Origin of the sequence: Bacillus sp. AFS018417 (assembly GCF_002560985.1) — a bacterium.
In the GTDB taxonomy this organism is placed as follows: Bacteria; Bacillota; Bacilli; order Bacillales; family Bacillaceae_G; genus Bacillus_A; species Bacillus_A rhizoplanae.
The window spans coordinates 1-12,225 of record NZ_NTTM01000035.1; the positions used below are offsets into that span (position 1 = coordinate 1).

Consider the following 12,225-nt stretch of genomic DNA (forward strand, 5'->3'; position numbering starts at 1 on the left):
AATCCCCTTCCTCAAAAATCCGTTAGGATTTTAGGTGGGGGTAGTTCAATGTGAATTATACACAAGTAAATTAATCACGGTTAAATAAACGCTGAATGAACGTTTTTTTGGTGTTATCTTGACGATCTTCATTTAGTAGTCCAATAGCTTCATCTAGTTTGTCTTGTAGTAACTGTATTTGTGCATCTTTCTCTTCTTTCTCTGAACGCTCTTGTAACAATAATTCAATGATATCTTGGTTTTGTTGTACAATTTTTTCTTGTTGCTGAAACATGTGCAAAAATTTATCTTGAAGTACTGAAATGTCATTTTCCGAACGTTTTGGTAGTGTTATCTCGGTGTTTATTTCTCCGTGAACGCTATCCGTTTCTTTGGCGTTTTCTTCAGTGATATCAATGCTTCTCGTTGCAGCTTCTTCTAATTTCCAGTTCTGATTTAAATATTCTTTCATCTGTTTTAAAATATCAATATCTTTTTCATAGTAAATGCGTTGTTTCCGCTCGTTTCGGTCAAATATATAGTCCATTTTTTCTAGCTCAATTGACCATCTCCGAAGCGTATTTGTGTTAATGTCTAATTGTTTTGCTACTTCTTGTGCAAAATATCCATATTCCAAATTTCACACCTCCGTTATTTGTGTGTTACACTATTTTTCTTTATTAGAATGCTGTTTCCTCTAAAAGTGTTTTTTATATTTTTTGAGAGAAGGTGTTATGTTGTGAACGCTATCCGTTTTTATAACGTTTTCCTGAGTATTACCAACGGTTTCGGTTATAGTAGAATAAAAGTCATGCGCGCCATATCTTCGTTATCCATGCGTTATGGATGGTATCCATCTTTTTTGAATCTTTACCTTCTGAGAAGTATGAAATGACTTATATGTACCTATACTATATTTAAAAGCCTATTTCCATGTTCAGATTTGCTTTCACTTTTTGGGGTATAAAAATATCTAACTTCTACTGAGATTTTCTCCGGAATTTACTAGTACTTGCTAAAACACAATTTGTCTATGAGATATTAGAGGTTTACTTCTAATACAAAAATTCTACTAGATATGTGTAAGAGAATCAAAGGTTTCCTTAGTTGGATTAGTATTTAAAACAAAATTATTAGATCCTGAACAACCTAACGATATTATGTTAAATTGAATTATTCGTGAACACTATCCGTTTTTTTAGCGTTTTTTATATAAATGTTCACTATTAGCTGAATCGGGATCGTGTATATGTTAAAAATACAAAAATTACTTGCGATATAAATCTATCCAAATTCTAGTGAAGTTACTTCATCAATTATTAGAAATTACTAAGTGATTTTTTGGGGAATTCTTTTCCTAGATTGATAAGATAAAAGTGTGATAATGACTCTAAACTAGGAGTGAAAGAGATGTTAGAGCAAACAAATCTAAATAAGGTACGGATTGAAGCTTGGACAGATACTGATCTTACCTTGCTGCGTTGTTTGAATGAACCAGAGATGATGAAACACCTTGGAGGTCCAGAGAGCGAGGGGGAATTCTTTCACGCCACAAGAGGTACCTTGAGATTGGTGGGAAAGGCTGTTTGTTCAGAATGTACTTCTTCCAGAGCTTGAAGTAGTCGGCTCTGTCGGATACTGGGAAACCGTCTGGCAGGAGGAAACCATGTATGAAATCGGATGGAGCGTTCTGCCACCATTCGAGGGCAGGAGGGGCATAGCGAATGCGGCGGTTTCATCGGCCTTAGCTAGTGTCCGTGCTGAGAAGAAGCACAGATACATTCATGCGTTCCCATCCGTTAATAACCCTGCGTCAAATGCGATTTGTCGGAGATTAGATTTCTTGTTCATTGCCGAGTGCAATTTCGAATACCCGCCAGGAAACTTTATGCAATGCAACGAATGGCGTCTAAATCTCAATGCGACAACGTAAATAGAAATAGGGAAGATTGGGGAAACATGTAGAGTCCTTGCAAAAGAATTTCATATAGAATACTAAAACAAAATATTCAAACAGCAGATGAACTTCATAATGATAGCCCTTTAGAGATTGATAAGATAATAGAAGCCGTGATTAGTAAATATTCAACATCTACAGGAACAGTAGCTACATTTTTATTTAAAGATACAGCCATTGAGGAACTAACTTCACACGTATAATGTTTTCCGATCCCTCGGGTGGATCTCATTCTCTATATAACTAATAGCAGCCTCTATAGAGACTTTAGAAACATATACAATTAATTTGCGGTGTGTATACTTTTTCTGCAGGAGAACTAATTGTAATACCCGGTATTAAATAGGGTATCAGTAATTAATCTTATTCCGAGACTTCCTACTACAACTTCAAAATAGAGTGAATAATCTGAAAATTATTGAAAAATACACCTATAGGAAATTAACAATCTGTTTTTTGTTATCATTTATATTATAAGAATATTCCCTTTATTTGGTGGGATGACGGGGAGGATAATATGAACGTTCAATTGAAGGGTAATGAACAACTTACCGAACTATTAAATGAATGGTACTTACAGATTCGCGCGAGAAATACAGAAAATGCGAAGAGATTAAAAAAAGAAATTGAGAAACAGATTAATGATTTAAAGGATAATCAAAATTTACTCTTTTATTATTCACTTCTTGATTTCCGGTATAGCTATTTAATCAATAACTTGGGTATTTCTAAAAAGAGTTTTGATAAAATTGAAACTTTTGATACACCAAAAGAAGACTTCTTAGCATATTACTATCATTTTTTTAAAGCAATCCATTCTAATGCAATTGGAAGCTATAATTTAGCTAAAGAACATTATGACAGAGCAGAATCTCTACTAATACACATTCCTGATGAACTTGAAAAAGCTGAATTTTATTATAATTTAGCAATATTTCATTACCACATTTACAAAGGACTTTTAGCGACAAAATATGCAAATGCCTCCAAGGACATATTTTCCAATAATACTGACTGTGAACTTAAAATGGCTTATTGTAATAATCTTTTGGGATTAGCTTGTACTCACTTGAAAGAATTTGAATTGGCAGAAGAATATTTTGTTTCAGCTATAGATTTATTTCATAATTTCGGTAGTGAAAGAGATGTTTTGATTGTCCGTCAAAACTTAGGTTTAATGTATGCAGAGCAAAGAAGCCCTAGTTTAGCAATTCGTTATTTATCTGAAGTCAATCAGAAAATGCCCAATAATTATAAAGCACTCTTTGTTGAAGCTAAACAATACCTGAAACTTGGGGAAACAACAATTGCATTGGAACTTATTAAAGAAGGCTTAAAAATTTGTAATGAGTTAGAACTTTCTGAGTACCAACATCGTTTTATTATTATGAGGGAAATGTGTAACAATACTACAACTGAAAATTTAGAAAAAACAATTTTAGCAGGAATGGATTACTTCAAAAAAGAACAACTATGGGAGTATGTTCAAGAATACAGCGAGATATTAGCTGTTCAGTTTCATGCTGAAGCAAATTTTGAAAAAGCAAGTACATATTTCTTTTTAAGTTATGGAGCAAAAGAGGAAATTTTTGAGAAGGAGGCTTTAAAATGAGAAAATTGAATGTGTTTTTTGTGGGAATTATGGCAGTGGGAATTATAACTTTTGGTTTAAATAATTCAATAGATTCTGATTCTAAACAATCTAGTCAAGCTAAGTATACAACTGTAATGTATGCAGACGGTAATACTGGATGAGAATTTGATCCACAAAACAAAAGAATATCCTTGTTTAAAATCACGAACCTAAATATGTAGAAAATTTGTAAAGTACACCAAGCGCCATAAATATTCCCACTAGTATAATTGCAAATGCAGCAATAGCACACCCTATATTCCATATATAATACAATCCTACTGCTACTAAGCCTACTATGACTAATAAGCTTATGATTGGCAGTATAAGCCCAGCCAGAAAATACAGCGCACTAATAAAAACACTCACCCATACTATAATTAGTGAAGATATTTTGAAAAACGAAACAATACGTTCTTTACTTCCTTTTACTGTCTCCATTATTCAGCTCCTTATGTTTATATAGCAAAATGGAGTGTTCGTCTTTATAAAAAAGACAATGCACTCCATCTAGTTGTTTATACACGTTGTTGTTTTTTAGTATTAGAAATCAATCCCTTCATTATCTTCCTCAGCAATTCCACCAATTACTTCTTTTGTATTAATAATTTTTACCTTCTTGAAGTGTGGTTTCTTTAATTTCAGTATCTTTTTCTGATTGGAGTAGGGATCAATAATTTCTAGAATTAATTCGTGAAACAAAAGCAACCAAAAAATTAATTGTATCCTCGAAACAAGAAAGTTCTTGGTTTAGCCGTTTTTTTAAGAGATGAAGATTGTTTTTAGATAGCAATAGCGAATTTGAGGGAACCGTGTAAGATCCTTGTAAAAGAATTATACATGATTTTTTATTTTCTATAAATTTGATAGTCTTCCCTAAAAGATGACACTGTATATCTTTCAAAAATAGATTTCTAAAAATCTTGTAGATTTGTTATTTATTAAATCTTGTTTTTTAAAAACTAAATACAATAAAAACATTAGAATTCGTTTTTAAGGCTTTACTCTTACTCCAACAAGGCATTTGAGCTTTATGCTTAGTAAATTTCTGATTTAATACCTGAGTTAGTGATAGAAGACACTGGTATTAAAGGTTGGAGTTTTATAGTTAAATATTATGAGTGAAATATAGCAGAGAGAGGATAGGAATATGTTTGCATGACAAATAGCCTTGTTGATTATGATTTTTTCAAACAAGGCTATTTATTGCTATTTTTTTAACTACTAGTTTCCTTTCAAAAAATCATAGAAGATGAACGTACTTTCACGTTTTTTATCCAAGTTACTAATAGCTTCACTTTCTTCACGACCCCTACGGACTAGATATGCTTTATATTGTTGCCCAAACATTTTAATAAAGTGTGCAGGATTGCTTTTATCAGCTTTATTAAACTTAAACCATTTTACACATTGCTCAAAATAATACCATGTAGATTCTCCAATATCTGGTGGCATCCTATTTGCAATAACGTATGCATCCTTTTCTGATAGATTCGTTACCTTTTGGAGCATAATATAGTTATATGCTCTTTGTTGATCTTCACTTAAATAATCACTTAAATCGTGTAACCTATCATCACGGTTTTTAGGTTCATTATTCACTGCTGGATTTGCTGATTCTTCTAAGTTAAAAACATCTAATCCATTAGATGCATCCTGTACTGGTTTATCTTCATGTGAGAGTTTATTATTTTTCTTAAAGATCTTTTTCTTTAATTGATCAGTAAAAGTAGAGCAAACATCAATTGTAAAAGCCCATTTTACCCTAAAGTATTCAACGATTTTCAGGTAATTATTATGTAAAGTTAAGATGTAAATAGATGGAGCAATCTTGCCATGTCGCCTGACTTTGATTTGTTGGCACACTCCGAGATCTTGTAACCAATTAAAAATATAGTTGATAACGGGTTTAGAAATACCAGATTTTTTACTAATATGATCTTGTTTTACTTGGGAATAGCCTTCTTGTACTAAATAGGATAATACCGTTTCTAACGCTTCATATTTTCGTTTTGTGAGGTGATCTTTAGTAGCAACACCTTCATGTTCTAGGACAATATCATCAATATAAGTAGTAACTTTTTTGATTGCTTGATTAATAGTCCCAGGTGTCTTTGACAGATGTTTGATTCGAGGACTTAATTCAGCTTTTGCTCGACTAAGCAAAAAGTTTTTTAACAACATGAAAAAACCTCCTATTTTCCCACTAAACACACACAGAAAAAATATTGGAAAACAAGAGGTTTATATTCACTTTACATTCACTACATGTTATAATAGACACAGGTAATTGAACATAATTTTATATGAATAAGACCCCTACTTTCCTTTGAGAGTTTTTAATTGATTTTCAGTTTGGTCGCTGATCAATTAAAAACGGTGGTTTGGTAGGGTTTTCTTTTGTAACTTTAATGAAGTTATTTTATATATATGTATCATTGTATAACTATTATTATGGAACATCAATGCTTAATCTTGAGATAGAAGTATTTAAATTAGGAAAAAGCCGCTAGTTAGTTTATACTAGCGGCTTTTGATTTCGTATTGAAGGTATCTTCTGAAATTCATATATTCCTCTTGCAACTTGTCGTACTTATAACCAAGGAATTCTGTATATTCATTTAGTTGCTTCTCTAACTGTTCTCTTTTTCCCGTTGGTAATGTAAGTAATTCTTGATAAAGATCTTGTGTCATGAAAGGTAGTTCTCGATTCTGTTCGAGTTCTTTCTCTTCTATATCAAGGTCTTTTTTTGTTTGCTCTTCTTCCATAAATAATTTTTCTTCTTTAATCTTCTTAGTATTACCGACTAAGAAGTCTGTGCTGACCTCAAAAATATTTGCTATGACAACTAAAATGCTGTAAGAAGGTTCAGCTCCTTTATTCTCCCAATTAGATATCGTTGTTTGAGCAAAAGATGTCCCAGTAACGTTTCCAATTTCTTCACCTAATTGTTTCATGCTCCAACCATTTTCAAGTCTCAATGTTTTTACACGTGCGCCGAAAATACTCATATTTTTATTAATCCTCCTTTTAAAAAGTGTAATTCTCCAAATGAACTATATTGTATTCGCAACTTAAAGGGGATGATTTAACTTCAAAAGTGATACTGTTTTTGAAAATAATCAAAAAACAGTTGATTTAACTTCAAAAGTGATATATTATACTTATAAGTATAACCTAAAGGAGGTTAAATGTTGCGATGTTATATTATGAGCGTAAAACTCAAAATTACTCTTTGGATCGAATTTCACAAAAATTAAATATCAAGCCTCAAGTGTTACATGCTATCGAGAAGGGAAAATCAGGTGTTAATGCAGAAAGGGCGGAAAAAATTTCTAGATTTTTTAACAAACCCGTAGAATATTTTTTTGTACCAACGTATTACAAAATTCGAGAATAACTGAAATATGGTTATTGGATACTTAAATCAAGCATAAAAATAACTATGTAAATTTTATTATAGTAAAAAACTCTAGCAATTCAAATATAATTAATGATCCTTGAAAACTGCATATCATATGAGGAAGATTTTTAGTCATGCTGAAACGATCGTATCAAACGTTATCCATTGTAATGAATATATAAGAAAAAGCCAATACCACAAGAGCAGCCACAACAGCCGGAACAACCAAAAGAAATACAAAATCCGGTTCTACCACAAGCAGAAATACCACAACAAATTGTTACACAACTACAACTAGAAAAAATACCACAAAAAATAGAAAAGAAATTCCCAGAAACAGGTGGAAAACCTGAAATCCATATGTGAAATTGACCGGTTTTATTTGTATCGTATTTGCCTTAGCAGGGCCGTATTTTCAATGAGAAATTGAAAGGGAGATGATATGAAGTGTCAGGATTCTATCTCGGTATAACAAATGGGCAAATTATTAATAACAGCTTTTCAGATCTATCTAAACGTGAAAATAAAATCATTGTAGGTAAACCAGGAAGAGGAAGAGCAAGTAAAATGAGCGATTGGTTCTCAAAAGACTTAATACAAGCGATATCCATTGCACAAGCGGTAATCAAACTGAAAGAACGGTATGATGTTTGGATAGAATCCACTACCAAATTATTAGCAGGAAGTATTTTGTACTTAGATCAACGGCATGGAAACTTGTATTACTTAGATTTGGAACAGGTAAGGGAATTTATACAAAAAGCAAAAGACTAGGATACTTATCTTTCTGAACTGAGTGATACGTTAGATAAAAATCATCCAACGTATCAGATCTTTAAGGTACTTGCTTTATCAGCAAACCAAATAAGAGAAGGCACAATAGATAAACTCCTAGAGATAATTAATCAACATGCTAACAAACAGGGCAAGTTAGAAAGGCAAAGAGAGTACTTTTGGTTTCATTATTAGCTAATAGATACAAAGGATGAAATAGGAAGGAGATAAATCTATGTTAGGAGTAGCTAGGAAGTACTCAAAGGCAATTAGAACGTTAAAAAATATGAATGAAGGAGAAAGGAGTGTTGATGTAATAAAAGCCCGTTTTGGAGCTTACAGAATGGTTATAGAGGGTATAAGAGATTCTAAAGATAATTACATTTTCATTTTTGATCCAAAGGGCATCTTTTATAACGATACTCACGAAGAAAAGCGAGAACAAGGCTACCAAATACTAAAACATGATCTGTTAATTGGTTCTAAAAATTTACAAATTGGGTGTTATCAGAAAGTAGTCGTGTATATCAGTGTAGAAACTGAACAAAGTACGTATGAAGATCGAGGAGAAGCTTTATCTCATTTTCTTCAATTTTTAACGGAACATAAAAAAATAAGACCGATTCATCTTGTGTTTCATCAGTATGACTTATATCCAATCCCTCATATGGAGCAGTTTTTACAAGAAAGTGCGAAATATCATATTCACAATTCTATTGTAGTAGAGTCCCACTCGGTATTACAAAGAATCTATGGAAAAAAAGCAGCACAACGAATTATAACCTCGTGTCAAACAACCGTCCTAGCATAAAACAACACTCATATTCAACATTTCATCCTATCTAGATGGCTAGAAAACTATATAAGGGGAGGACGGTTTACTCTTCCTTCCTTTTTACAAATAGGAGGCGATCATATGGGAACAGAACAAAGACTCACATTTTATGATATTGCAGCATCACCAGCGCATAGTATTAAAACCTTTGATGGAAAGACATACAAATTGAAAGGTGCCATTGCGATTGAAAATGGCACAGGAAGCATTGAAAAAGTAGCACAAATTTATTATCAGGTTCGCTCAGTCAGAGATGAACATCAAAATTTAATTGCAAAACGGAAACATAAACAGGCTGAATTAGTAGCTGTAAAACAAAAGTGTAAATAAAAAAAGCGATTTTGAAGTGTGCTGAGAACCTAGCACAAAGTATATGGCTCCTTGAAAAGTAAATATTGCGTGCCTCCCTTGAAACGGTCACTAGAGGGGTTAGGTATACGATGCTGTTTGATGGGTGCTACTTAAAACTCGTCTGTGACCACTGGAAAAGCGATGTATCAAAGATCTGTGTGTAACAGTAACCGTGAGGAATATCCCATAATGACATTCTGAAGAAGCGGTGAACATCACATACAGCAGATACATAAGGTTCTACGTTCATGCCAAAATACGTAGTGCGGTATTGGGCATATAGAAACTAAGTCGGGATTAGCTTCTATACGCATGCCAATACAGGGTTCGTCATTTCAGCCATAAATGACATTTCCATTTTTTCTCTTCTTTTCCTTTTTATTGATATAATGAAGACAGATGTTGAAGTTTAAATGTGTCTCATCACACTTCAAAATCGCTTATTGAAAATATGGTATAGGGAGGAATAGTTATGAGTTGCAAAGGGTGGATTATCTCCACTGTTGTTGGACTTTTTATAGCAATTGCTATTGGTTCAACATTTGTCTTTTCAAGCTCAGGAAAAGGGGAAGTAATGGAACTAAGTCCGTTAGAAATGAAAAAGTTTATGAGTGAGGATGGCACAGGATTTGTTATGTTATCTTCCAACATGAGACATAGCGAGGATTGGCTTCATCTTGTAAAGAAATTAGCGCAACAAGAAAAGATTGAAGTAAGAGGATTAAATGAAAACCGTGAGGATATACCAGGATCGAGTAATCCACATGATTGGGGCTTATCACAAAGAAGAGATTCTCTTGCTTACTATGAAAAAGGGAAATTAAAGAAAGATGTTGATTTTTCGAAATATAAGCCGTCTGAACTTGAAAAAGAAGTTACCTTCTTTATTCAAAATTGTAAAGAACAATATCAAAAATAATCACGGTATCATTGAAAGGTGGTGATAAAGTGGCAATTTCACAAAAAGAATTAAAAAAAGAAAGAGAAATGGTATCCAACCTCTTAAAAGCCAATGGTGAAGATTATAACCATTGGCTTCATTTACATCATCAGAAGTACATCGAAGAAAATCAAGATTTAATCTTGCAAGCTTTGAATGCATTCAAAGGAGCACCAACACAAGCAGCCGAAGTAGAAAGTAAGCCAAACGAACAAAGTCAAGTGAAGCAAAGTGTTGAAGTATAAAAATGAAGAGGAGAGTGAATGTGTATGTTCGAATCAATTGCTCAAATGTTAGTTTTAGGTGATGCGATGGATGGTTTAGTGAATACCGGGAACTCAATAATTACTTGGATGCAAAGAGGCGCAATGGTAAGTACAGCGATTGTATTTTGTTGGGGAGCTTATCTTCTCATATGGGGTGGTCAGCAAGGAAGACATAAGTGCATTGGGTGGTTTATAGGAGGGGCAGTTGGATTAATTATCGTAATGGGATGCTCATATTTAGCTGAAAGTGTAAATAACAATATCAAGTTTGGGCAGATTTTATTTTCTTTTCTGCGATTAAAATAGTAAAAACATATCAATAGGGCAATGAAGAGGCTATGCAAGGGGTATGGCTTTTTTTCTTGCCCTTTTTTCATGGATTTTGAATTAAACAGAAGAAAGGAGAAGCTATGTTTGTAATTTTTAAGAATAGCAACCTATCAGAAATCGAGTCAGGAAGCCAATATCGTTTTCAAGAAGCCTATACATTAACCAAACGGTTAGAACGTAATTTCAGGGAAGATGGACGTAAAGAAAATGTTGATTTTGACCTGTTAGATGAACATTCTAATGAAATTTACAAGGGTACTTTATCGCTAGGTTCAGGATTTGCGGATCATATATTTGATCACATTTATAAGAAAATGAATTTGATGCAATTAGATCCAGAACAAGAAGAACAAAAAAATGAGATTTTAAGAGTGTTAGAAGCGGAAATTATTGATTCTCCATTTGATGAGGAATACGAGTATGAAGAGGAATCATCAGAAGAGATTGAAGAAGCACCTCATAATCCACCACAAGAAGTAAAAGCAGTTGTAAAGGCTGAAAAGGGAAATAAGAAATCGTTAAAGATCATCGCTAGTGTCATAGGAAGTGTTGTTTTGATTGGCGCAGGAGCCATATTTGCATTTCAAATATTCTCTTCCAAGCCAGTTTCTAGTGTAAGTGCTGGTTCTGAAAATTATTTAGTCAAAGGCTTACAACAAGCAGCCATTCAACAATATGGAGAAGCGGCCAAACAGTTTGATAAGGTGACTTATACAGATTTAGATAAAGACAGCCAAAAAGCTGTCTTATTTACGTATCTACTAAACGGAAAAGCAAACAAGGCATTACAGTATGAACCGAAATTTGCAGAAAGTGTCGTTGCATATTACATCGGAATAGATAATATGAAAAAACTCGAGGAGATTGATGTTAAAAATGATGTGATTGACTTTGAAAAGGCAGCACTCAATAAGAAATATGAAGATGTGATTCGGTTAAAAGGAAAAGTAAATATGGATGGTAGGCGTGAAAAGCTCGTTGTTGAAGCCTATGTGAATCTTAAAAAGTATGATGATTGTTTTACTTTTGCGAAAACGCAAGGAAATAAAAATTTGATGAAAGAGGTCAAGGAGTTACAAAAACGTGATGTAGAGCAATCTTCTCTTAACGAAGAAGAAAAGAAAGCGAAAATCGAAAAAATCGATAAGGATTTGAAGGAAGTATAGAGGGGGAGTCAAATTGCCACTGAATTATGATCAGTTTTTTAGGAAAATAGGGGTTGTAGCTGTTGGTACTTCATTAATGATAGGTGGCTTATCTGGTTGTAGCTTATTTGGTGAAGATAGTAAAGGATCGAAAAGTAAGGCAGCTGTTACAAAAAAGGTTGATAAAAACAAGAGAGATGAAAATAAGAAATCAGCGAAAGGTTTAAATGAAAAAGATTTTGCAGCTATTACAGATAATGCGATTCAAGGAAAGGATAAAGATGTTACTTATGTGTTAGAGGAACTAGATAAATCGAAGGTTCATTATAAGGATAAGGTGATTGCGAGTAATCTTCAAAATGGAGATGAAACATCTTCTCGTGTTATCGCACTATTTGATAAAGAGACTTCTGACAAAAACCTCAACGATACAGCCAAAGATAATATCATTGCAGCCATCACGGATGGTAGTCCACAACCAACACTGAATGGCGATCATTTTGCATTTGGAAATAAGGATGATGGTTCATCTGTTGCAAGTCTTGGTGATATATTGCCACCAAGCACAGAAACAGTTCCACCAGTGGAACTACCGACAAATCCAGGAGAGC

The 12,225-nt window shown here is 33.4% G+C and carries 14 protein-coding genes and 2 pseudogenes; 12 read left to right on the forward strand and 4 right to left on the reverse strand.

Features of this window, described 5'->3' with window-relative positions; all coding sequences use genetic code 11:
* Window positions 1-70: 70 nt before the first annotated feature.
* Window positions 71-616: a MerR family transcriptional regulator gene (locus CN326_RS14880; protein ID WP_098309789.1), complete on the reverse strand. Its 546-nt coding sequence runs from the start codon at window positions 614-616 to the stop codon at window positions 71-73.
* Between the two features lie 773 nt (window positions 617-1,389).
* Here CN326_RS14880 and CN326_RS14885 point away from each other — a divergent pair.
* From CN326_RS14885 to CN326_RS14895, 3 genes and pseudogenes are all read left to right on the forward strand, one after another.
* Window positions 1,390-1,912: pseudogene (locus CN326_RS14885) on the forward strand (GNAT family N-acetyltransferase).
* A 541-nt stretch (window positions 1,913-2,453) separates the two neighbouring features.
* Window positions 2,454-3,548 (forward strand): response regulator aspartate phosphatase, encoded by a 1,095-nt coding sequence (locus CN326_RS14890; protein ID WP_098309790.1) that lies wholly within the window; start codon window positions 2,454-2,456, stop codon window positions 3,546-3,548.
* Window positions 3,545-3,691 (forward strand): Phr family secreted Rap phosphatase inhibitor, encoded by a 147-nt coding sequence (locus CN326_RS14895; protein ID WP_098309791.1) that lies wholly within the window; start codon window positions 3,545-3,547, stop codon window positions 3,689-3,691. The genes CN326_RS14890 and CN326_RS14895 overlap by 4 nt, the downstream gene beginning before the upstream one ends.
* A 40-nt stretch (window positions 3,692-3,731) precedes the next feature.
* On the opposite strand, the gene CN326_RS14900 is transcribed toward CN326_RS14895, so the two are convergent.
* The 3 genes from CN326_RS14900 to CN326_RS14910 form a co-directional block, all read right to left on the reverse strand.
* Entirely contained in the window at window positions 3,732-4,010 is a 279-nt protein-coding gene (locus CN326_RS14900; RefSeq protein WP_098309792.1) for a hypothetical protein, read from the reverse strand.
* Between the two features lie 783 nt (window positions 4,011-4,793).
* Window positions 4,794-5,753 carry a Replicase RepFR55 gene (locus CN326_RS14905; RefSeq protein WP_098309793.1) on the reverse strand — a complete coding sequence of 320 codons (960 nt, stop codon included), beginning with the start codon at window positions 5,751-5,753 and terminating at the stop codon, window positions 4,794-4,796.
* Window positions 5,754-6,092: 339 nt separating this feature from the next.
* The gene (locus CN326_RS14910; RefSeq protein ID WP_098309794.1) at window positions 6,093-6,581 is read right to left on the reverse strand and encodes a helix-turn-helix domain-containing protein; all 489 of its coding nucleotides are present in this window, start codon (window positions 6,579-6,581) and stop codon (window positions 6,093-6,095) included.
* Window positions 6,582-6,769: 188 nt separating this feature from the next.
* Between CN326_RS14910 and CN326_RS14915 the strand changes: the two genes are divergently transcribed.
* The 9 genes and pseudogenes from CN326_RS14915 to CN326_RS14955 all read left to right on the forward strand — a co-directional run.
* Entirely contained in the window at window positions 6,770-6,970 is a 201-nt protein-coding gene (locus CN326_RS14915) for a helix-turn-helix domain-containing protein (protein ID WP_098309795.1), read from the forward strand.
* A 489-nt stretch (window positions 6,971-7,459) separates the two neighbouring features.
* A pseudogene (locus CN326_RS25580) lies at window positions 7,460-7,942 on the forward strand (type IV secretory system conjugative DNA transfer family protein).
* Between the two features lie 40 nt (window positions 7,943-7,982).
* Window positions 7,983-8,558, forward strand: a complete 576-nt coding sequence (locus tag CN326_RS14925; RefSeq protein ID WP_098309797.1) for a TraM recognition domain-containing protein — start codon at window positions 7,983-7,985, stop codon at window positions 8,556-8,558.
* A gap of 105 nt (window positions 8,559-8,663) precedes the next feature.
* On the forward strand, window positions 8,664-8,912 hold the full coding sequence (locus tag CN326_RS14930; protein ID WP_098309798.1) for a hypothetical protein: 249 nt from the start codon (window positions 8,664-8,666) through the stop codon (window positions 8,910-8,912).
* 493 nt (window positions 8,913-9,405) lie between these two features.
* Entirely contained in the window at window positions 9,406-9,852 is a 447-nt protein-coding gene (locus CN326_RS14935) for a hypothetical protein (protein WP_098309799.1), read from the forward strand.
* Window positions 9,853-9,881: 29 nt separating this feature from the next.
* The gene (locus CN326_RS14940) at window positions 9,882-10,118 is read left to right on the forward strand and encodes a hypothetical protein (RefSeq protein WP_098309800.1); all 237 of its coding nucleotides are present in this window, start codon (window positions 9,882-9,884) and stop codon (window positions 10,116-10,118) included.
* 24 nt (window positions 10,119-10,142) lie between these two features.
* Window positions 10,143-10,445 (forward strand): hypothetical protein, encoded by a 303-nt coding sequence (locus CN326_RS14945; protein ID WP_483295648.1) that lies wholly within the window; start codon window positions 10,143-10,145, stop codon window positions 10,443-10,445.
* Between the two features lie 104 nt (window positions 10,446-10,549).
* Window positions 10,550-11,635 carry a hypothetical protein gene (locus CN326_RS14950; protein ID WP_098309802.1) on the forward strand — a complete coding sequence of 362 codons (1,086 nt, stop codon included), beginning with the start codon at window positions 10,550-10,552 and terminating at the stop codon, window positions 11,633-11,635.
* 13 nt (window positions 11,636-11,648) lie between these two features.
* On the forward strand, window positions 11,649-12,225 hold a 577-nt coding region (locus tag CN326_RS14955; RefSeq protein WP_098309803.1), incomplete at its 3' end, for a hemagglutinin.